Raw genomic sequence first — 22628 nt, forward strand, 5'->3', positions numbered from 1 at the left:
ATTTCTCACATCAGAGAAATTAAAAAAGCGTTAAGAATAAGCGAATGTTGCCATCAGTATTCACGTCATATTGAAGGGATAAAATGCTGCATTCAAAAACGCTGAAAGTTTTAGAAAAATATACGGAGGGGATTATTCATTAAAGGAATATAACCGTGAAAAAAGCACAACAACCTCAACCCATATATGCCGATTTGGCTTTTCACAATAGTTTTTTTATAGCTAATACTGGCGTACTAAAAAATAAATATAACATAAAAGATGCGGCAAAATTGCAACAGCAATGTGAACGCGATGCGCGTATAGCAAACTTCGATTTGCAGGATACTCCTATCGCTGGACCTCTTGATTCTAACTATCTAAAAACACTTCATCATCGCTTGCATCACAAAGCTTATGAATGGGCCGGCCAAACCCGCAATGAAACCTTTAGATTTGAAGATGGTACTCGTTGTAGTATGCCAACAGTTACAAAATACGGTATAGAGGAAAAGTTTTTTGCAAAAGGTCCAGAAGTTACACAGAATTTAAAAGAGCTGGATAAAACACTTAAAAGTTGTCATTATTTTAAAGGTTCTTCGTATGAAGAGTTTGTTGATAATGCATGGCAGTCGTTTATTTTTTTAGAGAAAACACAGCCTTTTGTATCCGGAAATGATGTCACACATCAGGTATTTTTAAAGCATCTTGCTAACGCTGCAGGATATGATCTCGATTTTTCAGTTGTGTCAAAAAAGCATTTAGATGATGCTTGTCGTGCAGCAATCAAAGATAATGATTTTGGTTCAATAAGTCGTATGTTTGCAGATATGTCTGATCCAGAGAGAGTAGTTACTTTTAAAGAAGCTGTGGAGCACATGAAAGGTTTAGGGATCAAAGATGTGGAAGCACGCGGCGTTTCTTTAGCAGTTTCAGGTCAAACTTATACAGGGACTTACGTAGCTCATACTGAGAATAGTGCTATAATGCGAGTAAATAACGAATTTATCGTTTTATCAAAAGATAATTTGAATCCAGAACAAATAAAGGCATTTAAATTTGGTGATGAAGTTCGCATTCAAGCTTTAACATCGCAAGCGCTTGGAAAATGCTTAATACCAGAAGAAGATGTAATGCCTTTGACTAAAACAGACATCTGTCAAAAAGTTGAAGAAGACGTTTCTGTTAAAATGATCAAAGCAAATGTTCAAGGTCTATCACAAGTTGTTTATGGCAATCCTAATGCATTAGATGATAAGTTGAAAGAGCTTAATTACAATCCAGAATTGGGTTCTCATCTTGCTCAACAGATTTCAGAAAATCCTAAAGCTATAGGTGCTCTTGTAGGAAAAAGCAGTCTTGGCTTTAAAAGTCAAGAGCGCAAAACAGCAGAAAATTCTGTTGTGCTTTTGAGTGAAACAATTACGAGTTATGCACATATTGCAGCGAATACAAAAGGAATGGTTATGAGAGATCATCAAGCTGCACAAGAACGTGGCAGACAAGAGATCCGGACGCCAAGTCAAGAGCTGCAAAAAGTTCTTAATTTGGATTCAAGAGCGCGGCAAACTGCCTTAGAAGGTTCTACTGCATTGCAAAAAGAACTTCGTGGTTTAGTGACATCATTCAATGAGCGTTTATCACCAAATGATCGTAAAGCAATCAGAGAAGGTAATCATAAAGATCTTGCTCAAAGTCTTGGTACATCAGTAATGAAAGCGGAGAAAATTGTAAAAATTTGTAAGCAATCTGAACAAGCACAACACGATTTGAGCTGTTCTAATCTGTACGCTAGAGTAGCAAAACCTCAAAAATCAAAAGCGATGTCTATGGCTAGCTAAAAAGTATAAATTTTACATTTTGTTCAATATCCTAGGCGGGAATTGCCACAACAATACCTGCCTAGGATATTTTTGATATATGACTATCAATTTGAAAACATTGTGGAATAATTTAAGGTTACTGTTTTTACATTTCACAGATGTCAGCTACACGCTTTAACATCCTCAATAAATAGCTGTGAAACGAGATTTATCTAGATTATTTAATGTGAAGCTATTGCTTGTCGCACTTCATTGTAAGACGGATTTCCTTTCCGATTTTTTGATAAACTGTAGGATTCATTTATTATATGATATTGTATAGGGTTAGTGACAAAAGCCAGGACCTATTTATGACATCTATTTTCCTAATGCGGTTCTCAAATTATTAATCATTACTTGGCTATTAGAATATCGTATTAAATCATCTGATACTATGTAGTGCTTCGCAGTAATAAGTAATGGCAAATCACCGCTTTGACCAATATTACGCATATGATTGCATAACTCATTTTGTACATCGTGCAATTCTTTGGCTTCTAGCGTCTTATTAAGATTTTGCATATATCTTTTTATTGGAGCAAAAGCCAATTTAAGTCTTCAACAATGATATCACGATTTAATCAATCTGCTGCGTATTTTGTGTCAGCATTTTTCTTATAAAAACCTATGTTACAAATAAATTGCACTCCAAGTGAATTTTCTGTGTCTTAAAAATTCCTGAGAAGCAAAACGAAGGAATAAACACACCATTTCTATAATGTAACTTTTGATTTGTTATCAAAAAACTTCTTTGTTAAATATTTTCAAGCAAAAAATATTTTTTATTCAACTGTCGTTAAAAGTAATATAATTGTTGTTCTCTTCATTTAGTTCATACCAATATTGGGAACGATTTTGTGTGTTCGATTTGTTTGAATTTTTTATGACAGGTACTTTTATTCCTTTTGAGACAATATCTTCTGAGCATAAGCCATTTTTGTGAAGTATTTTTCCTATAGTACACCCAGCTTGAATAAGAGATTTTTTTAAAAAATAACTATAATGATTTTTTCCAAACCATTTTGAAAAGAAATTATATTGATATGTAACAGCAGAAAAAAGAAGAGAAGAAAAATTCTGAATCTCTTTTTCTGCTAACTTCATAAAATAAGATACTAAACCATTTTTAGTATTTTTATCGTATTTTTTTTCTAATTTTTTAAGAGCTTGAATAAGAGATTTTTTTAAAAAATAATTATAATGATTTTTTCCAAACCATTTTGAAAAGAAATTATATTGGTATGTAATAATAGAAAAAAGAAGAGAAGAAAAATTCTGAGGATCTTTTTCTGCTAACGTCACAAAATAAGATACTAAACCATTTTTAGTATTTTTATCGTATTTTTTTCCTAATTCTTCAAGAGCTTGAATAAGAGATTTTTTAAAAGAAAAATCATACTTATCCTCAGTTTCATGTAGAAAAAAAACTTCCTTGAGTAGTTTAATAAAATTGCTATTATTTACTTTTTCTAAAAAAATAAAATAGAAGACAAGAGTATTTTTACTACAGTTTTTTTCTATCTCTTTGAGAATATCAGTAACTGCTTTTTTTGAATAAGAAGGAAAAAAATTTAAATGTAACTCAGTTGAATATTTTTTGTATTTTTCTTCTATTATTATTCTAATAACCTCGATAAGATCCTCTTTTAAACAAGCAGCTGCGTCTTTGTTTGTCCATTTTTTTATCCATTGATCAGAATAGACAGCTTTAATTAGATCAATGTTTGTATGGTGCAATTGAGTGTTGTGGATAAAATAAGAAATAATACTGCACCTTTTTTCTGTCTCTTCAAGAGCCAGAATAATAGCTTTTTTTAAAGAAAACTCATTTTTCTGCTTTTTTTGAAGAATAGAAACTTTCTCGAACATGAAATAATATTTATTTATATGTTTATCTATATTCTCAATCTCTGATTTTTCATCAATTGTTTTCGTAATTTTTTTTATAGCGTCATTAAAGCAAGGTTCTTTTTTCAGAAAAAAAATATTTTTTGCAAATTTGTTTTTTTTAGAAATAAAAGCTTTTAAAGCTTCTTCAAATAAAGAACGATACTCATCGTAATTTTTAGTTGCTAAAGCAAAGTAATAAAATAAAGATTTTTTTGTATATAACTTTGCGGTTTTTTGAGTGGCCCAAAGAATATTTTGCTTTAGAGATCTGTCATATTGAGCATTTTTGGGAAATAACAAGAAATTCTGAAACAGTGAAGAATAATGAACAGGATGCTCGTATGCTAAATATATTAAATAAGGCATAAAGCTATTTTTGCTGTACTGATTTTCTCTTTTTTGAACAAAATAATATTTAGGAAAATTTTTTTTTAAAAAATTCATTCCTGTTTTGTTACCGGCCTGGACAATGACTTCTTTTAAAAAAGGAAAATTTTTTTCTTTATTATGTTTATTAATCCATTGGTTAGAAAAAACCTTACAAAATAATTCACTAAATTCTGAAGGATCTTTTTGGCTCAAGTAGCTGAAATAAGAAATGAGATTGCTTTGTATTGATTTTTCTTTTTTATCAATCAAATTATGTAATGTGTGATCGTGTCTACAGTCTACTCTTTTGTGGGTATGATAATACCAAATTTTATCAAATATGATATAACATGTTTTGTAATTTTTAGTTACTAACTTTTCAAGATATGTATCAATTTCATCATATGCTACGATATATAACTTTTTACAAATTTGCTTAGCAATTTCTGTTATAGCTTTTTTAAAATGAAAAACATTCCTCTCTTTTTTTAAAACACTATCCTCTTTTTTTTCCTTATTTATAGCGTCTACAGCTTCTATAGCTGTTTCAAATAGAGGACGATACTCATCGTAATTTTGAATTGCTAAGCAAAAATAAAATACAATATTATCGTATTTTTTTCCTATTTCTTGAGCTGCATTGATAATGTCATCCTTAAAATTAGACGTTGCTTCAATTTCGTGAGAGAAAAAAATTTTCTTAAATAATTTTAAAAAACATTTATCATCATAATTTGCTAGATATATTAAATAAAGCTTAGAGTTTTCATCTTGCAATTTTATGTTAGAATTGTCATACATCGATTTTATGTTACGGCTTACATACTGCAAGTTTACGTGTTTACGAAAAAAATGCAGTCCTTTTTTGTTACCGTCCAGAATAATAGACTTTTTTAATGGCATTTCTTGTTGAGGATATTCATCAATCCATTGATCAGAATAAACTGCACTAAGTATATCAATAAATGGTTGAGAAACTATTTCAGTATGATTTTGTTTTGCTAAATCTTCACACAAAGAGACTAAGCATATTTTCTTATTTTCGTATACTTTATTAAACGCATCAAGAAATATACGTTTTAAATAAGAAATCCTTTCTTTATCATTTTCATTGTCCATTGAAAATAGCATTATATAATAAAACCAGCGAATAAACAAAAAGGAGTCTTTTTCAGCGATGTGTATTAAATAAGCAACAAAAGGATGTTCAGTGGATTTTTTATATTCTTCTCCTACTTCCTGAGCAGCTGAAACAAGCGTTTCTGTCAAATATGGATTACTGTTTTTCCCAGAATTTTCAATAATAAACGAATAAAATAGCTCATAATAAGCGATGTGATATTCCTTTGCTAGGTATTTACAGTAAAGCTTCAAATCATTCACGGAAATATATTTTTTTAAAGGATTATCCTTTTTTCTTTCAATGTTTTTATAATAACCAATACAATCTAGCATAGAGATAAAGATGTTAGCTTGTTTAAGTGCTAAATATTGAAAAAAAAAGCTAAGATTTGTTTTATCGACTTTTTTCTTATTTCTATATTTCTGAATAAATTTTTGTATTATATTCCAACTAAAGTGAATTATTTTATTAAGCACCCAACCTATCATAAAGCTAATTATTAAATCCATAAAAATAGTTATCACTGTCACTTATTATGTAATATAAGTTATACTTTATAAGAAAGAAAATATTAGAATTGTATGAATATCACAGTATATAAGTATAATTATACAATAATTATGTTTTATACACAATTAAGCATAAATCTACCTATATTACATTATAGTGATTGCCTAGGCTATTTTAACTCGTTAAAAAAGCCATAGTCAAATAGACTCGGCTAATTTTATTTTTAGCTATAAATAACAAAATAGTTAATTTGGGTATACTCAAATTAACTAGGAGAATGTCATGAAGATTGCTAGGGTGTATATGCGTGTTAGCACCCTACGCTATGCATGATCGAATTGTGGCCTTACGTACCGCAGGGCACAGTATAAAGAAAACGGCAAAATTAGCTGGATGTAGTGAAAGTCAAGTTAAACGCGTGTGGGCCATGGCTCAACAGAAAAAATCCAATAAATCTACTATTTTTTTTATAAAAAGCTTGAATAATATCAATAATGATACTATTTTAAATTAGAGCGAAGGAAACTCTACCGGATCTGTAATTGTGCGCTGGATTTTTTTTGAGATTATAAATGACTAAAAAAATATTATAAAGTTGATGAAATCATCGTCTAATAATGTGAGATTCTCGGATTTATTTACTGTATGTGAACATTTTTTTGGAAAACCACGGAACAACCGTTCAAGTCATTTTATTTTTGAAACGCCATGGCGAGGTGATCCACGCATCAATCTTCAAAAAGCTTCCGGCAATAAAGCAAAGAAATATCAAATAAAACAAGCTTTAGAAGCAGTAGAAAGAATAGAAAGAAAAAATTATGCCCAGCGTAGGCGGCAATGATGAAGAAAAGACATACTTATATACGTATCGTGTTTTATGGTCACAAGAAGACGAAGAATATGTTGGCTTATGCGCTGAGTTCCCGTCTCTTTCATGGTTAGACCTTAAACCAGAAAATGCCTTGAAAGGTATTATGAATCTTGTTTCAGAAGTCGTTGAGGATATGAAACAGAATGGAGAAGCGGTTCCTATCCATTTGTCGCATATAAAATATAGTGGTAAATTTCAGTTAAGAATACCGCCAGAACTTCATAAACGATTAGCCATTCAAGCAGCTGAAAACGGTGTGAGTTTAAATCGGTATATTTCTTCTAAACTTTAGTTGTTTAAAAATAAAATTATTGTTTATTTTCTTGGTGTTTTATACATGGCCGAAATACGGCCATGTAAAATAAGCATTATTATTTTAAGTATTATTTGGATTCATCGTTACTAGTCCCACTTAAGCTATTGCTTTCTTTTTGTGGTTCCATGCTATCACGAATGTTTTTGGCAATTTTTCCACCGGTTGTTTCTTCTATACGTTCTTTGACATTTTTTGCTATTTGCTTTCCAGCACCTTTTCCTAATTCCGCAACAGTTCCTGCAGTTACTTTTGCAACATTTGATAACATACTACTTGCTGAATTATTTTGTTTATTACCAAATCCAGCCGCCTTAGCAAAAGGCGTGCTATTAGATGTTCCTTCTCCTTTTTTGTTATTGTTATTTTTATTAAGTACGGAACCAAGACTCGGTGTACTTTCACTGGATTGTGCGGATTCGGATGCTTTTTGAAATGCAGCTTTAAGAGCAGAAGCCCCTCCTGCTGCTCCAGTTGCTGCACCTGTCCGCTTTGCGTAAAGCCATCATTCCAAATGTCCAAATCATAGAAATTAAGGCTAAAGACCAAAATAACCGTGATGCAGCTGCACTAATAACTGTCTGCCATGTAGATACAGCATCATGAAAACGCTGCATAATACCATCTAAAATTCCATTGTGGCTAAGCGTTTCAGCCATTGCTGGCTCAAGAAGCATAACTGTGCTTATTATTATTAAGACACTTAAAGTAAAATATTTTTTCATTGTCATTCTCAAAAAGGAGCTCGACTCCAATCTTTATTTTTGACCGGTTTAGAATTCCATTCGAGCATAGCTTTGTGAGCGTTGAAAGCATCGCATTCAGCTTTGTAAGCGTCTCGATTTCTTTTACTTTTCAGCTTTTTAAATTCTTTTTGGAATACTCCAGGTGAACAGTTTTCCTCATTTGGATACGGTCTTTCTTCTTCACCACATCCCACTAAAGCTGCTGTCATTAGGATTGCAGTTGTAAAAATAAAAAGTTTTTTTGTCATTTTATGACCCCCCTATTAGTATTTTTCTGATGAATTAGGATTAAAAAATTCAAAAGTTTATCTGTTGTAAAAACCAATTTATATTTATTTCTCACTAAATCTGTATTTGCTCCAGTCTTTTCTTGGGCTTGGTTTAAACGTCCATGTAGTCAAGTGTTTCATCATTGCATCGTTTCGCGCTTTCTCATCTAGTTCAGCTGTCATTCGAGCTGCTTGAGCTGTTTGTTTGACGGCTTCAGATACCGATATGATGTTTTGTGCTAGATTAGCTGGATCGAAAACTGGCAATCCTGCGACAGTTTCGATAATAGCTTGTGCTAGAGCGGGCCTAATGGTTCCCATGCAGTATGGTTTTTCTCCATGGCAATACCACCAAATTTTGCCATCTGCATTGACTGAAATTTCTTCGGTTTTAGGATCATTGAGAGCGGCAAGAAGCTCTGGTCCCATATCGCGTTGCAGCTTGCTCTTCGCTCGTTCTTTGACGGAACTGTTTGTTCCTGTCGATTTGTTCACTTTGAATGTTTCCCCGCTTTGATAGAGTCAACAAACCCTTAATCCTCCAATATATAAAATACTAAAAAACATCGAGTATATCGAAATTTTGTTTGGTGCAACATTGTAAAATAACAATCCACAAAAATGACAATGTTTTTGAATCGTTTTCAATGAGGTTTAGACGCTAAAAGACAATTATCACTCACTTTTCCTCTTTAGTGTTAAATTTTATCTTGTAGTTTCTTTTTTGCTTCTTCACCCCATTTTTTAACAAGAAAAGCTCGATGTTGCGGTAATGTGACATAAACTCGCTCATAACCAGGCGGAGAATTATCTGGCAGTTTCTTTCTAGTTAATACACCAAGGGTCGATTGATCTAGGTTGGTGGATTCGAGCAGAAGCGAAAGCGGAGTTTCAAGAGCAATAGCGATGGCTTCCATTACATGCAAAGAAGGATTAGCCTTTCCTGTTGTAATTTCAGAAATAAACGCTATGGAAATGCCAGATTTTTTTGCGAGCATTGTTTTTGTCATGCGCCGCTCTTTGAGGATGCGAAGCACATTTTTTAAAAAAATGAAAACATATACTGATTCATCAATTCTCACGGACGAATTCCTAGTTCCTTTGTTGCAATTCTATTCCTCTAATTAAAAAACTCTTCTATAGTTTTTCAATTGAATTATAGCTACTTTAGGATTTAATAAACAAGAATATATCTAAATTAACTAAAAGAAATGGGGAGATTTCTGTATGAGTGACAATACTACTAAAAAAGACAGCACGATTACACAGAAGTCGCAAACACCTAATTTGTTTCTCAAGAGTACTGATGATGGTCCGCTCAACATACCTCTAAACTTGATTGATGAAGATCCAAACCAGCCCAGAACAGAAAATAATCCTGGTTTTTCGAGAGAGAGCTTAAAAGAGTTAGCGGCAACAATCCGTTTGCGTGGTGTTAAAACTCCGATTTCTGTGCGCAAACATCCAAAAGAAGTGGGTCGCTTTATCGTCAATCATGGAGCACGTCGCTTGAGGGCTTCAAAACTAGCTGGTAAGGATACAATCCCTGCTTTTATCGACCAGGACTATAACGAAGTAGACCAAGTAATCGAAAACTTGCAACGCAATGAACTAACAGCTCGTGAGATTGCTGATTTTATAGGCCGTGAGTTAGCAAAGGGTGTAAAGAAGGCTGATATTGCCAAGAACATTGGTAAATCGCCAGCGTTTGTTACCCAATATGCTACGCTATTGGATTTACCTAAGCCAATTGCAGAAGCATTCCATTCCGGCAGAGTTCGAGATATTACGATAGTTAATGAACTAGTGAAATTATTGAAGAAAGAACCTGATGAAGTTAATGCTTGGTTTGCAGATGACAGTCAAGAATTTACACGCGGATCATTTAAAATATTGCGCGAATTTCTAGATCAAAAACACCTACACAAAACTGATAACAATCGTGATCCCAATACCATTGATGTCTTCACGGGAAAAACGGATACTGAAATCATTGATGGTGAAGATAGTCAAAGACTAAGGACAAATATCAAGGAGAAGAAGCAAGAAAAGCAAGATTACGACAAATTGAAAAAGGTTATTGTTCAAGTTGAACATGATGGGCGCCCTGCCCGACTTATGCTTAATCGTCGTCCGGTAGCTAAAGGATATGCTTGGTTGAAGTATGATGATGACAATCAAGAATTCGAAGTTGATTTGACCGAAGTACAGCTTGTTTCATTGATAGAGGGATAAAAATTATTACTTCGCATTTTTATTAATTTTTAAATGAATTTTAAAATAAATTAAAAAAACATATGTTATATAACTGCTTATATATGTTAAGTGTATGCTGTATATATCTAGTATATTCAGGACATAAGCAGGGATTTTAACGTATGCCAACGATTGTATTTTGCTCCACAAAAGGGGGGGTTGGAAAATCAACATCAGCACTTGTTCTTTCACAGGTTTTAGCTCAACATGGTTCAAAAGTTAAAATAATAGATACTGATCATAACCAACCTATTGCGGATGAATGGTGGCAAAATGCCAGTCCCAATTATCCATTAAACATAGATGTTCAGGGGGGAGTTAATGAGAACACTATTATAGATGTTATAGATGAAGCAGCAAATACACATAGTTTTGTCATTGTTGATCTTGAAAGTTCGGCGAATATAACAGCATCATATGCTATTAGCCGTTCTGATATGGTTATTATTCCTATGGGGGGAACAAAACTTGACAGTCGTGAAGCTGCAAAAGTTATTTCTTTTATAGTACGCGAGGGAAAAGCAAGAAGAAGTGATGTTCCTTATCGTATTATGTTTTCAAAGTGTTCAGCACTACAGACACGTGAAGAAAAAGAGATACGCAAAGAACTCATTGAAACAAAGCTTCCTGTTTTAGCTCATGGAATGATGAATAACGCTGTGTTTTCTGCTATATTTGGCTTTGGATGTACTCTTTATCAGTTAAATAAACAAGATGTATCAAATATTGAATCTGCCATAGAGAATGCTGAACAAATTGCCACTGATATTGTACAAGCATTAAAGCTTGAAGGAGTGGTGTGATGACAAAAGAGCGTAAACCAACATTTACTACTTTAGATAATTTATCTACTATAGAACCTACAACAAAAGCTCCTAAACGCGATAAACAAGATATCGATAAAATTGCACAACAAAGTGGTTTTACGACACGTCACGCATCTTTTGAAAATTCAAAAGAGCCTATTTTAACTAAATCTGGTTATATTGATGGTCGATCTAAGCGTCGTAGTATGAAAACAAATCGTATAACTCTTGCAATTCGACCGGACGTCGATGAAGAATTTCGAGCACTTGCAGAGAAATTGACACCGCCCAGACAAAATCTTTTAACGCTTGGAGACGTTTTACAGATTTTAATACACCATTATAATAATTCCACTTTTTTTAATACTGAATGTAAGGAAAATAAATAAAAACGGAATGTCGTGAATTTAAATTTTAACTATATTGAATTTTTTTCTTTTAAAGATAATCTGTGTGTTGACTTATTTTATAAGGTGATGAGTCTACTGAAATAGGGAGATAAACGGCAAAAAAATAAAAACCCAACTGCGTTAACAGAAGGGTTTCTAAAAATATCCTAAAAAATATCCTAAAACTTCTCAGGAAGATTTTTTAGATAAAAAGTTGCTATCTATTTAATATATTGTGATATCTTCTGCAAGAAGAATTTTGTAAAATAGGATATTTTTTACATTTTTTTTGCCTCTAAAAAGAGGTTTTGAAAATTATGGTTAAGAAAATATCTGGAAGACAAATATCTGCACATCATATAGAATATAGAAAACTAGCAGAAAGTGCTCAGATTGGTTCAATAAGTCGTGGTCAGTTGATTGGATTGGCTAGAAAGTTGGAGATGTCTGGTTTTATTAAAGAAACCGAAGGAAAACTTCTTCTTGCTTTATTGAACACAGCCCCAAAAGTTTCATTTGAAAAAGGTGGAATGCCTATCGTTTTCAAAAGCAATTACTGCCTTGGTAATGATATTCGTCGTAGTGAAGGACGTGTTAGTCGACTGCTTTCACGTCTTTATGATTGCGGTCTTATTGTTATGCGCGATTCTGGTAATTTTAAACGCTATTCAATGCGCGGCCATAATAACGAGATGGCTTGTGGTATTGATTTACGTATTCTTGTTGTTCGATATTACGAGCTAAAACAGAAAGTTGATGAAATACTGGAAATTCAAAAAAAGCAAAAAGATGCTTTGCATTATTTTAGAGGATTGGTGCGTCAAATTAAAGCATCTTACGCAGCAATAGAAACAACTCCGTTTGTATCAATGCTTTTTTCTAGAATGCAAAAAATCATCGATATTATTGGTCAGCCGACCAAAGCTTCTTTTGAAAAATTGCAAAAAGCAAATCGTCTTTTTGAGCGTATTTTACGATATTTTTTTAAACAAAAAACATCAAAAATGACATACAAGCATGTCGCCAGTGACATACATATAGAACATACAACCCTTAACTATAAATGTAATTGTAATAAAAAAGCTCATGAAAATGAAGAGAAAGGCAAAACCAAGGGTACATCATCTTCAAATAACTCTACATTGCAGCAAATAAAACCGGAGTTATTAGCAAAGGCATTGCCTAATACTGCTATGCTTCTTAAACATAAACTGCAATCTGAAAGAGATTTAATTGGTTCTATGGAGTTTTTATCAAAAATGGTGGGTATTTCTTCTCATGCCATTCAAGAATCCATACAAACTATGGGTTTTGAAAAAGCTGCTCTTGCCATTATCGTTGAAAAATATTGCAAAAAACTTATCAAATCCCCAGAGGGATATCTGCGTGGTATGATTGCCAAAGAAAACAAAGGTGAATTGTATCTAGAACGTTCTTTTTATGCTTTATTAAACGAAGAATTTGAAGAAAAATTTAGTGATTTACTCATCGTAGAAAACGATAAAACCAAACTAAATGATGAAAGAATGCCTTTGTTTAAATCAAAATTAAATGAAGTTCTTAAAAAATGGGAAATACCAAAAGAACTCAACAGATTTGCTTATTGAAGCTATTAAATTTAGAATGGAACAAATGGATTTAAAATAAAGGCTTAGTACCTGCAATTGGGCATGTAAATTGTGTTTATGAAAGCGGGGATAGGGGGAAAATTTGGATAAGATAGGAAGAGGGGAACGCGCTCCTTGGGATGATTTTCCAAGGGTTATCCGAAATGGCGATTTGGGCTCACTCAAAAAAGAACCAGAATACCAAGCCGCTAAGTCGGGTGATAAAAAATCCGCCCTTGATCTTGTAGAGAAGGTGCTAACAAATGATACAGTATAACAACTCAAAGAACAGATAGGCAATCGCAAACCTCTTATACTCCCAGTGTTGGCCGTTGAGGGTGCTGGCAATAATAAGATTCCTATGGCAATAGCTAAGGTTCTTGCAGATCGTTTAGGTTTGGATGTAGAATCAGGTATTGGTCAACGCGAAAAGATTGGGCGAACAGGAACCGGCTCCGATCATCGTTTGGCGTTTAATCCGACTTTTAATGGAAATGTAAAAGCTGGACAAGAGTATCTCATTGTTGATGATAATCTCACAATGGGAGGCACAATTGCCTCGCTGCGTGGATATGTCGAAAATCGTGGTGGTAAGGTTATTGGTGCATGTGTTATGACTGCACATGAAAACTCACTTGACCTTGCGATCAAACCAAAAATGTTAGCGGCCATTGCTAACAAACATGGTTTGATGATGAATAAATTTGTAGAGGAGACTTTTGGCTATGGTATCGAAAAACTCACACAAGCAGAAGCAGGACATTTCAGAGCCGCCCCGACGGTTGACGCAATCCGAATACGAATCCATGATGCAAGAGATGCGGGAAGCAGGCGCTTGGATGGAGCAAGAGATCCAGCGTCGGAAAAAAGAGAGAGAGAAAGAGGGCAAATAGATATAAAGTCTCTCCAAAACGGCAGTGTTGGTAATCGTTTGCAAACGGCAGCAGAGGGCTTGCAACGTGAACAGCGAACATTGTTAGAAACAGCTTCGCTGGAACAAACTTATCAAGAAACCCTTGCTTTTTATGTTCAAGCGAAGCATGAACAGATGAAGTGTAATGAGGATCGCTTAGAAAATCTTATTGATCAGCAGCAAGCTAAATTACAACAGATGCGGATCCAAAAACCCAGTCGATTTTCCATGCCGCGTAGTAAACGTGTGTGGCGAGATCAGCAGGTTCGACAACAAGCACGTTTGCAAACACTTCACACCCGCCTAGAAGCTGTACATACAATCAAAAAGGGAATGGGTTTGTATGCTCCAAAGATAGAGGAATTGGCAACGCGGAAAATGCGAATTGAAAATCCGAAATTAGCCAGTGATTGGGATGCTATGCGTGAAGCCATTCGGCGTCAAACAGTGTTGGATCATCAGAAGAAACGCAAACAAAGCTTAGAGAAAAATAGAGGTCAAAAATTAGGGTTATCCAGACATTCGTAAAAAGGCTAATAGTATCGAGATTATTTCTATCAACTTCATAAGACGCCCCACAGAGGTTTTATTATTGAAATAACATACACTAATATATTTTACTATAAGATATAGTATTATACTAAAAGGTACTTTTCCAATATAATTTGCTATACTGGATTAATCATTCTATTTGACAGTTTTATCTTTATTTGAAAATAACATCCCGTACGGGTTTATTTTCTTGTATTAAGCACATAAAATGATAAAACAATCCCGAAAGGGATGATTATGATTCAAAGTAGAACGAAAACACTAGGGCTTATTGTTAGAGATGTACGCAAACAGCAAAAACTCACGCAAGAACAGCTAGCAGCAACATCTGGAGTTGGTGTTCGCTTTATTCGTGATTTAGAACGAGGAAAAGAGTCGTGTCAAATTGAAAAAACCCTCAATGTACTCGCAACATTAGGCATTGATATTCAAATTAAGGATAAAAAATTGTGACGCGAATATTTGATGTTTACTTACAAGCTCAATTTGTCGGTGAATTGCATCAATAGGACAGTGACAATCTCATATTTTGCTACAATACAGATTATTTAAATCAAAATTTACATGGTATTTCTATTTCTCTTCCTCCCCGTATTGAAGCTTATGAAGGCCAATTGGTCAAATCTTTTTTCTCCGATCTTTTACCCGATGAAACTGTAAGAGAGCGCTTAGCGGCTTATTTAGGACTCTCTGAACAGAATGCTTTCGCTTTACTTGAAGTTATAGGGAGGGATTGTGCTGGAGCCCTTGCTCTATATCTGCATGGGCAGATTCCACATGTTCCAACTAATAATGCAGAAACTCTTAATGATGCTCAGCTCAAAAAAATTCTGTGTCGTGTTATAGAAATGAATAAAGAACATTATAAAAATATAATACTATATTATAATATACTATAAGATATAGTATTATACTAAAAAGTATCTCACAAATACAATGAGCTTTAACTCTGTTATTTTCAAGGAAAATATTTCAAAGTCATTTCACGAACTCCACCCATGATGAAGTTATATAAAACTTCTCCTCACATTTTTTTGATTTGGTATTCTTATTTTTAATAAAGTAATTGAATTTTACATTATTTTTGCATATATTTAATAACGATAACAATCATTTAGCTATATTTAATTTTCAAAGTATAAAATATACACCCTTATTATTTGCAGAATTTTTCCGCTTCATTATATTTACTGGTTTTTACGGGTGGTTGCTAACAAATGCAACCAGTGGCTCAAATATTTTCGGTAACTATTGTCAATTACACATACAAAAAAGCCTGCAAACGCCAAACTTTTCGCATTCTGTCATCTGAGGCGTATGAAGGTTTGTTTTAAATCAATAGCGCTGTATTAACCCTTTTTAAGTTAGAATCTCTGTTGACCATCATTGGAAACGTGATTAACCTTCTTGATCTGGTAACCTGTAACTGGTACTGCGTCCACCGCTGGAATTTTGAATAAAGATCCCTCGCTCTTTTAGATCTTGAATATCTCTGAGAGCTGTATCATTTGAACACTTAGCCAGCTTGGCGTATTTGGAAGTATTGATGAAGCCTTCAAAATCATCTTCAAGCATGCGGTTAATGATCAAACGCTGACGGTCATTCACCGACTTTTGATTAATGGTATCCCAGAGCTGTGCCTTGAACATGACTTTGCCGAGTGTCGTTTCAGCATTCATAATCGCTCGACCAAGACAATCCAAAAACCAAGCGAGCCAATCTGTTATATCAAGTGTAGCTCTTTGCTGTTTTTCAAGTTGATTATAATAGTGTTTGCGTTCTGCCTCAATTTGCGATGACATACTATAAAAGCGATCTGCTTTACCATCTGCACGAGCCAATACCATATCACTAATCGCTCTAGCAATTCGTCCATTACCGTCTTCAAAGGGGTGAATAGTTACAAACCATAGGTGAGCAATAGCTGCCTTAATGACAGGGTCAATGTCATTACCGTTGTTAAACCACGTAAGAAATCCCGCCATTTCTTTTTCCAGACGATCTGCGCTCGGCGCTTCAAAATGAATCTTTTCTTTACCTGTATAGCCGGAAACAACTTGCATAGAACCGGCCTCAACAGTCCGCCAACCGCCAACGATGATTTTATGCATACCATTACGCCCTGTTGGAAACAGCGTGGCATGCCAGTTAAACAAGCGATCTTTTGTCAATGGCTTAGAAAACTGCTGCGTGGCATCTAGCATCATTTCAACGACGCCTTCAACATCTCGGCTTGCTGAGACACGTCCAGCACTACCAATTCCAAGCCTGCGAGCAATTGATGATCTGACTTCTTCGAGATTCAGATTTTCACCTTCGATAGCTGAGGATTTTACAATGTCTTTCGTCAACGTGCTAAGACTAGCTTCACGCTTCAGTTGAAAGCCAAGCCTTTCCATGCGCCCAAGCAAAAAACCTTGACGATGGCGTATATCGACCAATTTGGAGGCAAACACTCCCACATCCCATGTAAACTTTGGCCAGTTTTTATGTTCATGAATCCACATATTCTTCACCTTAATCACCGCATTACTTAAGGTGATTATAGGTGTTATTCACCGCAAAGCAAGATAATTCACCGTATATTATGCGGCGATTAAGGTTTCTATTCACCGCAAAGCTATCTCATGAACTTTACACGGCTTTAGTTTTTTTGAATATTTACGCGTGGATCACCTAGCCATGGCGTTTAAAAAATAGAGTGACTTGAACCGTTGTTCCGTGGCTCTCCAAAGAAATAAGGATACACAGCCAATAAATCCGAAAACTTGATGTTTTTTGGTGATGATTTCATCAAGTTGACTGTTTTTTCAATTTTCTTGCTCACAATTTAAAATAATATCATTATTGATAATAATTAAATTGTTTATAAAACAAGTAGAGGATATTTGTTGCACTACATATTATGTAGGTTTATTGGTCTTTTTCTGTTGAGCCATGGCCCACACGCGTTTAACTTGACTTTCACTACATCCAGCTAATTTTGCCGTTTTCTTTATACTGTGCCCTGCGGTACGTAAGGCCACAATTCGATCGTGCATAGCGTAGTCGGTTTTTCGACCAGTATATTTGCCGGCTTTTTTTGCCAACTCTATCCCTTGGCGTAACCTTTCTCGTCGATCTTCGTAATCATCGCGAGCCATCTGTAAAGCTAACTTTAAAAGCATATCTTGAACAGATTCCAAAACAATTTTGGTAGTACCATCAGTATCGGCAGCCAATTCAGATAAATCGATCACACCAGGCACCGATAACCGTCCACCACGTTCTCGAATTGAGGCAATCAGACGTTCCGCCTCTGGTAACGGCAAACGCGAAATGCGGTCAATTTTTTCAGCAACAATAACATCACCCGGTTGCAGATCCGCAATCAAGCGCAACAGCTCAGGTCGATTAGCACTCGCACCTGATGCTTTTTCACGATAAACGCCAGCGATGTAAAAACCTGCCGCCTTAGCCTCTTCAATAATGCTAGCTTGCCTCGTCAAATCCTGTTCATCGGTGCTAACACGCATATACACCCTAGCAATCTTCATGACATTCTCCTAGTTAATTTGGGTAACCCAAATGAACTATTTTGTTGTTTATAGCTAAAAATAAAATTAGCCAAGTCTATTTGTCTATAGTCTTTTTAACTGGTCAAAACGACCTAGAACTTACATGAAAAATGCTTGATAAGCATCCCTTTTCAAATTTTCATCAAACCCTAATTTGTATTGTGCTCATCTCTATTTTTCCTGCATAATGTAACTACACTTGTAATATCAACTGATAATCTTACTGAGATGAGGGTGTGTTATATAGATGTTAAAGATTGCTCAGATTCAGTTCTTAAATTAATATAAGAATATACACCAAGATAAGGAGACTACCATGAAAAATAAATTACCAAAGAGTTATATGACTGATGATGAACGTGAGGAATTGCGAGTAGGTGGATTAGATCAAGAGTGTATTTATCTTTCTGAATCAGAAGCGGCTGATCGTGTTGGTGACGAGAGAGCAGCGTGGGAATGGTTAGCTATGACGGAGCCACCAGCTCATACGCTTTTATTTCTTAAACATAGGTGTGGAGCACAATTTATTCGTGATATGGGGTTTAATACCAAGAATGCCGATGAAGAATATGGTCCAGATTGGCTTAAATAAAACCGTTGCATAATAACCCGCTGCATCTGCAAACTGACTTTATTGGGAAGATAGATACTATCTGTAGCCAATTTATAAAAAGCTTTGTTATCTTCTCCATGTCGAATGATTACGCCAGAATTTTTGATAATATTCTCTGCGCGTTCAATTGGATTCCAATCTGGAATCTTAACCTCTAGAGCGGGAAGATCATCAATCTGCTCAGCATTAAAAACCGTAGAAATAAACACCAAAGGACGTGAAAGCCTTAAGGTTTCTTTAATTTGAATACCTTGAGAATCCTTCACGGGATTTCCATTTTCATCAACCTTGTTTTGTTCTTTGCTGAATTGCCAATACTTAATCAACGTGCCTTTCTCACCTCGACGAACCTGAGCGCCTATTGTCTTGGCTTGCTTATATGTCATCCAGCGTGAATCAGCGCGATTCTGCGACATCAAGTGTAATGCATTGACTCCTTTATAACGATTACCCGTTATGGGATTCATCGGCATATTGCTACCCACTGATCCTGCTTTCCATGGTATTTGCCATGGCGCTGTACCGGCTTTAATTTGTTTAATAAGGTTTTTGGCAACAATTTCTGAAAATAATTCTTTTTTGCTGATCATGTCATACCCTTCCCCGCGATTGAGACGATCATTCATTCAATAGATCTATAACTCCTTCAAAAGCATCTTCCTCAGACAATGCATCCTCAGCAAACGCTCCAAGTCTTTCTGCTTCATCGGGATCACATTCTACTTTCAATCCTGGTGTCATAAGTGCTTTCATTTTTTCATTCAGCACCTCATCAGCATATTTTTGTTCATTAGAGATCGTTTCATCAAAGTTGATGGCGTTGTGTTTTGTCATAATTTTACTCCCCTAGTTAATATTGCTGTTCTAACAATAATTAATTTTTGTAATAAAAATCTCATGTATTATTTTCTCTTACTTACCAAGTGATAAGCGGACGAATGACTGTCTTAATCTGAGAGCGATTAATTGGCCCAAAGTAGCGACCATCAAAAGATAGGTCATTAATATCTGACATGAGAAGAAGTTCGGAATCGTCCAGTGTATAATTATTGACTTGATAACGTGGTAGTGACCTGCCATTTTCGTCGGCTATGTATAACTTGCTATGCGGCAATAGATGCCCATTAACAAGGATTCCATTTGGTGTTACAGTTAAAATATCCTCTTTAGCGGCTACAACTTTCTTCATCATATAACCATAACCACCAGAGCAAAATCCACTAGCTATATAACCCCATTCCTTAGCAAGGGCAAACACGCTCACTGGTGGCGGACAAAACATAACATAAGAGCCCTTTTCGATTGGGTCTTTGCTTGCCCAGTAAATTCCAACTGGAATACTGGGTGTCGTATTAACACGAATACCAATAATACTCAAAATAACACCAAGCCCAAAAATCAAGAAACAAGCAACAGCTACACCAATTGTAAACCGTTTAAGAATGTGATTCATATTGTAACCATATCCGTATCATCTTGTACGATACGCAATTTATCGCTTTGCTTCGGCGCTTGAACGTCAGCACGCGCCTGAAACACGGGATCTTTAAAATAAAGCAGTTGCTTGCCGTAAATCGCTGGATAACCAGTAACATAAATTACCATATCTCCAGTTTGTTCGATTCCACCATCAGCATTCTTACGAGGTCCTGGCATACGCAAACATTCATCAAGAGTTAGCAATGGACGTTGCACTTCTTGAATAGTGCGGGATACTTGGCCAAGCATAGTTGCAAATACCGACCTAACAACTCTTGAATAGTTTCCTTACCAAACTGTGCCGTTCGTTTATCGTTGGTGAGCCAAAGCTTCAGCAATCCACCAAGGCGACCAAGATCACCATTGATGCGTGCTAGCTCACGAACTTGTTCATAATCAACCACTCCAGTAATGCGATAACCTTGTCCGACATCTCGCAAATAACGCGCTACACTCACTCCCGCTTGTCTTGCTTGGCGTTCAATTACCTCTTTTCCCTCTGGAAAAACAGGAACTCGCAAATGCTGTTGCCGTTTACGGATCATTTGCTCATCGGATTGTTTCATTGTTCAACCTCATGATCTTATCAACGGTAGTCGGTTAATCTCGTAGAGCAGGATATTTATTGAGCACTTTAAGTGCGAATAAAAAATGTGAAGTTAGCTAACTTCACCCATCCTGCCCTTCTTAACTGATCGTTAAAATAATCAGTTTTGATACCATAGGAAATATATATTATATATATCAATATTACTACTAATTTATAGCAATAATTATTCATTTTAATGCAGCAACTGCTCAAAAAACAATCTATTGAAAATATCGTTATTCGTATATATTATATAGTAAATGTACAGTTATTGTGCAGTAATAATGTAAAAGCATAATTTATTCGCATTTAATGTACAATAACTGCGCAATTATTGCGTATAATCGATTATAACTGTGCATTTGTAGTACAATTACTTGACTATGGATTAATAATAATGACAAAAAAATACATCGAACAATTAGCGGAATGGGTAAAAGAACACGAAACATCCAGAATAAGGAAAGGTAAAAGTTTAGTTGCATTCTTGGCAGTAAAAGCTGATGTGAAAGAAGCTATGGATGCGGGATATTCACTAAAAACAATATGGGAGCATATGCATGAGTCAGGAAAAATTCCATGCAGATATGAAACCTTTCTTAAATATGTTGGTCAGTATATCAAGAACATGGAACCATTGAATCCATCAGAAAAGATAAAAAAAGATAGAAAACCAACTCAAAATAATTCCCCTAATGTTAGTGGCTTTGTATTTAATGCTACTCCGAAAAAAGAGGATTTAATTTAATGGCTAAAGTTCATATGATTTTGCAAGGAAAAGGTGGTGTTGGAAAATCCATGATTGCCGCAATACTTGCACAATACAAAGCAAGTAAAAAACATATGCCACTTTGCATTGATACGGATCCGGTCAATGCAACATTTGAAGGATACAAAGCTCTCAATGTCCAATGAATTAATATTATGGATGGTGACGAAATTAATACCCGTAATTTTGATGCCTTAATCGAAATTATCGCCTCAACTGAAAAGGAACTGATAAAGCTGTTGAAGCTGTAGAGCGCAAACTTGAAAAAGCGACTAACCTTCTCTTGTCTCCACTCTAAGACGCAAAACGTGTAGCAACGATGAATATGCTAGCCAGCTGCATGGCAATTATTGCCGCAGGTCTAATTCTGTGGGCAGTCTTATAAAACATCCTATGTTTTTAAACGGAGAAGAATGTTTCAAATAACTATAAATTAATAAAGCTTCATTTCTGAATTCGAGCACTTGCTAATTCATAAACTTTTTTATCTTCACGTTTACCAACAGCAATAACCAAAATCACGATTTCTTCATCTATTACTTGATAAATTAAACGAAAACCAGCAGAACGCAGCTTTATTTTATAACAACTGGCTAAATCACCATGTAAGCGTGCAGATTTAATATATGGATTATTTTGTAATTTCTGTAACTTCTTTTTAAACTGTTCTCGAATAGTTTTATCTATCTTTTTCCATTCATCTAGTGCCCGTTCATCAAACTCAATATTAAAGATCATTGAGATCAACTTTAACACGCTTTGCTGGATTTTTAAGGCGGTGACGAACAATTTCTAAAATATCACTATCTTCATCGTTATTGCTTAACATAATAGAAACTTCTGAAAAAGGTAATTTTTTATTTTCTGCAACATAACGTAAAAACAAACGTAAAGCATCAGATGGTGATAGATTCAATTTTTCAAATGCTTGATAAGCATCCCTTTTCAAATTTTCATCAACCCTAATTTGTATTGTGCTCATCTCTATTTTTCCTTTATAGTGTAATTACGCAATTCAATATATCGTAATTACATTTGTAATGCAATATAGTATTTTTTCTTTACATTATACTGTTAAATATAGCATCCCAATCACTGGCTAATTTCGAATTTGCAATCCGCATTCTTTCTCTCTCTTTTTTCCGACGCTGGATCTCTTGCTCCA

General features: G+C 34.9%; 30 protein-coding genes and 1 pseudogene. 17 read left to right on the plus strand and 14 right to left on the minus strand.

Annotated elements, in window-relative coordinates; translation table 11 throughout:
- Positions 1–155 precede the first annotated feature (155 nt).
- Positions 156–1820, plus strand: coding sequence for a BID domain-containing T4SS effector (locus NPY00_RS05790; protein WP_269021129.1), 1665 nt, complete (start codon positions 156–158; stop codon positions 1818–1820).
- Between the two features lie 807 nt (positions 1821–2627).
- Here the strand turns inward: NPY00_RS05790 and NPY00_RS05795 are convergent.
- The gene (locus tag NPY00_RS05795; protein ID WP_269021130.1) at positions 2628–5732 is read right to left on the minus strand and encodes a hypothetical protein; all 3105 of its coding nucleotides are present in this window, start codon (positions 5730–5732) and stop codon (positions 2628–2630) included.
- Between the two features lie 308 nt (positions 5733–6040).
- On the opposite strand from NPY00_RS05795, the gene NPY00_RS05800 reads away from it, so the two are divergent.
- The 4 genes from NPY00_RS05800 (at position 6041) to NPY00_RS05815 (ending at position 7351) form a co-directional block, all read left to right on the plus strand.
- Positions 6041–6247 (plus strand): helix-turn-helix domain-containing protein, encoded by a 207-nt coding sequence (locus NPY00_RS05800; RefSeq protein WP_269021131.1) that lies wholly within the window; start codon positions 6041–6043, stop codon positions 6245–6247.
- A gap of 84 nt (positions 6248–6331) precedes the next feature.
- On the plus strand, positions 6332–6574 hold the full coding sequence (locus tag NPY00_RS05805) for a toxin HicA (protein ID WP_269021132.1): 243 nt from the start codon (positions 6332–6334) through the stop codon (positions 6572–6574).
- Positions 6552–6896, plus strand: a complete 345-nt coding sequence (locus NPY00_RS05810; RefSeq protein ID WP_269021133.1) for a type II toxin-antitoxin system HicB family antitoxin — start codon at positions 6552–6554, stop codon at positions 6894–6896. Before NPY00_RS05805 ends, NPY00_RS05810 begins: the two co-directional genes overlap by 23 nt.
- Before the next feature lie 161 nt (positions 6897–7057).
- Complete coding sequence (locus NPY00_RS05815; RefSeq protein ID WP_269021134.1) at positions 7058–7351, plus strand: hypothetical protein; 294 nt, start codon at positions 7058–7060, stop codon at positions 7349–7351.
- Between the two features lie 9 nt (positions 7352–7360).
- On the opposite strand, the gene NPY00_RS05820 is transcribed toward NPY00_RS05815, so the two are convergent.
- From NPY00_RS05820 to NPY00_RS05835, 4 genes are all read right to left on the minus strand, one after another.
- A complete protein-coding gene (locus NPY00_RS05820) occupies positions 7361–7642 on the minus strand; it encodes a hypothetical protein (RefSeq protein WP_269021135.1) in 282 nt (93 codons plus the stop codon).
- Positions 7643–7650: 8 nt separating this feature from the next.
- On the minus strand, positions 7651–7911 hold the full coding sequence (gene trbK / locus NPY00_RS05825) for an entry exclusion lipoprotein TrbK (RefSeq protein ID WP_269021137.1): 261 nt from the start codon (positions 7909–7911) through the stop codon (positions 7651–7653).
- Between the two features lie 84 nt (positions 7912–7995).
- Complete coding sequence (locus NPY00_RS05830; RefSeq protein ID WP_269021138.1) at positions 7996–8427, minus strand: hypothetical protein; 432 nt, start codon at positions 8425–8427, stop codon at positions 7996–7998.
- Between the two features lie 203 nt (positions 8428–8630).
- Positions 8631–9014, minus strand: a complete 384-nt coding sequence (locus NPY00_RS05835; protein ID WP_269021139.1) for a helix-turn-helix domain-containing protein — start codon at positions 9012–9014, stop codon at positions 8631–8633.
- 145 nt (positions 9015–9159) lie between these two features.
- Here NPY00_RS05835 and NPY00_RS05840 point away from each other — a divergent pair, with 145 nt between their 5' ends.
- The 8 genes from NPY00_RS05840 (at position 9160) to NPY00_RS05875 (ending at position 15354) form a co-directional block, all read left to right on the plus strand.
- Positions 9160–10167 (plus strand): transcriptional repressor gene korB, encoded by a 1008-nt coding sequence (locus tag NPY00_RS05840; RefSeq protein WP_269021140.1) that lies wholly within the window; start codon positions 9160–9162, stop codon positions 10165–10167.
- 143 nt (positions 10168–10310) lie between these two features.
- Complete coding sequence (locus NPY00_RS05845; RefSeq protein ID WP_269021141.1) at positions 10311–10991, plus strand: ParA family protein; 681 nt, start codon at positions 10311–10313, stop codon at positions 10989–10991.
- On the plus strand, positions 10991–11383 hold the full coding sequence (locus NPY00_RS05850; protein ID WP_269021143.1) for a hypothetical protein: 393 nt from the start codon (positions 10991–10993) through the stop codon (positions 11381–11383). Before NPY00_RS05845 ends, NPY00_RS05850 begins: the two co-directional genes overlap by 1 nt.
- A 317-nt stretch (positions 11384–11700) precedes the next feature.
- Positions 11701–12990 carry a replication initiation protein RepC gene (repC, locus tag NPY00_RS05855; protein WP_269021144.1) on the plus strand — a complete coding sequence of 430 codons (1290 nt, stop codon included), beginning with the start codon at positions 11701–11703 and terminating at the stop codon, positions 12988–12990.
- Between the two features lie 103 nt (positions 12991–13093).
- Positions 13094–13267: a hypothetical protein gene (locus tag NPY00_RS05860; RefSeq protein ID WP_269021145.1), complete on the plus strand. Its 174-nt coding sequence runs from the start codon at positions 13094–13096 to the stop codon at positions 13265–13267.
- Between the two features lie 45 nt (positions 13268–13312).
- The gene (locus tag NPY00_RS05865) at positions 13313–14431 is read left to right on the plus strand and encodes a phosphoribosyltransferase (RefSeq protein WP_269021146.1); all 1119 of its coding nucleotides are present in this window, start codon (positions 13313–13315) and stop codon (positions 14429–14431) included.
- 261 nt (positions 14432–14692) lie between these two features.
- Positions 14693–14908 carry a type II toxin-antitoxin system Y4mF family antitoxin gene (locus tag NPY00_RS05870; RefSeq protein WP_269021147.1) on the plus strand — a complete coding sequence of 72 codons (216 nt, stop codon included), beginning with the start codon at positions 14693–14695 and terminating at the stop codon, positions 14906–14908.
- 71 nt (positions 14909–14979) lie between these two features.
- Positions 14980–15354, plus strand: coding sequence for a HipA N-terminal domain-containing protein (locus NPY00_RS05875; RefSeq protein WP_269021159.1), 375 nt, complete (start codon positions 14980–14982; stop codon positions 15352–15354).
- A gap of 499 nt (positions 15355–15853) precedes the next feature.
- On the opposite strand, the gene NPY00_RS05880 is transcribed toward NPY00_RS05875, so the two are convergent.
- Entirely contained in the window at positions 15854–16963 is a 1110-nt protein-coding gene (locus NPY00_RS05880) for a Fic family protein (protein WP_269021148.1), read from the minus strand.
- Between the two features lie 396 nt (positions 16964–17359).
- Positions 17360–17992 carry a recombinase family protein gene (locus NPY00_RS05885; protein ID WP_269021149.1) on the minus strand — a complete coding sequence of 211 codons (633 nt, stop codon included), beginning with the start codon at positions 17990–17992 and terminating at the stop codon, positions 17360–17362.
- 337 nt (positions 17993–18329) lie between these two features.
- Here NPY00_RS05885 and NPY00_RS05890 point away from each other — a divergent pair, with 337 nt between their 5' ends.
- Positions 18330–18605 (plus strand): hypothetical protein, encoded by a 276-nt coding sequence (locus NPY00_RS05890; protein ID WP_269021150.1) that lies wholly within the window; start codon positions 18330–18332, stop codon positions 18603–18605.
- Here the strand turns inward: NPY00_RS05890 and NPY00_RS05895 are convergent.
- From NPY00_RS05895 to traJ, 5 genes are all read right to left on the minus strand, one after another.
- Positions 18497–19252, minus strand: a complete 756-nt coding sequence (locus NPY00_RS05895) for an ArdC-like ssDNA-binding domain-containing protein (RefSeq protein ID WP_269021151.1) — start codon at positions 19250–19252, stop codon at positions 18497–18499. The two genes, NPY00_RS05890 and NPY00_RS05895, sit on opposite strands and share 109 nt — an antisense overlap.
- The gene (locus tag NPY00_RS05900) at positions 19245–19460 is read right to left on the minus strand and encodes a hypothetical protein (protein ID WP_269021152.1); all 216 of its coding nucleotides are present in this window, start codon (positions 19458–19460) and stop codon (positions 19245–19247) included. The genes NPY00_RS05895 and NPY00_RS05900 overlap by 8 nt, the downstream gene beginning before the upstream one ends.
- 82 nt (positions 19461–19542) lie before the next feature.
- Positions 19543–20079 carry a conjugative transfer signal peptidase TraF gene (gene traF, locus NPY00_RS05905; protein WP_269021153.1) on the minus strand — a complete coding sequence of 179 codons (537 nt, stop codon included), beginning with the start codon at positions 20077–20079 and terminating at the stop codon, positions 19543–19545.
- A complete protein-coding gene (locus NPY00_RS05910; protein ID WP_442864036.1) occupies positions 20076–20354 on the minus strand; it encodes a type IV secretory system conjugative DNA transfer family protein in 279 nt (92 codons plus the stop codon). The genes traF and NPY00_RS05910 overlap by 4 nt, the downstream gene beginning before the upstream one ends.
- Positions 20303–20671 (minus strand): conjugal transfer transcriptional regulator TraJ, encoded by a 369-nt coding sequence (gene traJ / locus NPY00_RS05915; RefSeq protein WP_442864037.1) that lies wholly within the window; start codon positions 20669–20671, stop codon positions 20303–20305. The genes NPY00_RS05910 and traJ overlap by 52 nt, the downstream gene beginning before the upstream one ends.
- A gap of 420 nt (positions 20672–21091) precedes the next feature.
- On the opposite strand from traJ, the gene NPY00_RS05920 reads away from it, so the two are divergent.
- From NPY00_RS05920 to NPY00_RS06320, 3 genes and pseudogenes are all read left to right on the plus strand, one after another.
- A complete protein-coding gene (locus NPY00_RS05920) occupies positions 21092–21442 on the plus strand; it encodes a TraK family protein (protein ID WP_269021154.1) in 351 nt (116 codons plus the stop codon).
- Positions 21442–21609: a nucleotide-binding protein gene (locus tag NPY00_RS05925; protein WP_269021155.1), complete on the plus strand. Its 168-nt coding sequence runs from the start codon at positions 21442–21444 to the stop codon at positions 21607–21609. Before NPY00_RS05920 ends, NPY00_RS05925 begins: the two co-directional genes overlap by 1 nt.
- A 164-nt stretch (positions 21610–21773) precedes the next feature.
- Positions 21774–21848: pseudogene (locus tag NPY00_RS06320) on the plus strand (hypothetical protein); the annotation flags it as partial.
- Between the two features lie 59 nt (positions 21849–21907).
- Here the strand turns inward: NPY00_RS06320 and NPY00_RS05930 are convergent.
- The gene (locus tag NPY00_RS05930) at positions 21908–22201 is read right to left on the minus strand and encodes a type II toxin-antitoxin system RelE family toxin (RefSeq protein WP_269021156.1); all 294 of its coding nucleotides are present in this window, start codon (positions 22199–22201) and stop codon (positions 21908–21910) included.
- Positions 22191–22445 carry a type II toxin-antitoxin system RelB/DinJ family antitoxin gene (locus NPY00_RS05935; protein WP_269021157.1) on the minus strand — a complete coding sequence of 85 codons (255 nt, stop codon included), beginning with the start codon at positions 22443–22445 and terminating at the stop codon, positions 22191–22193. The genes NPY00_RS05930 and NPY00_RS05935 overlap by 11 nt, the downstream gene beginning before the upstream one ends.
- Positions 22446–22628: the final 183 nt, after the last annotated feature.

It is taken from the genome of Bartonella sp. F02 (assembly GCF_026929975.1).
Lineage (GTDB): Bacteria > Pseudomonadota > Alphaproteobacteria > Rhizobiales > Rhizobiaceae > Bartonella.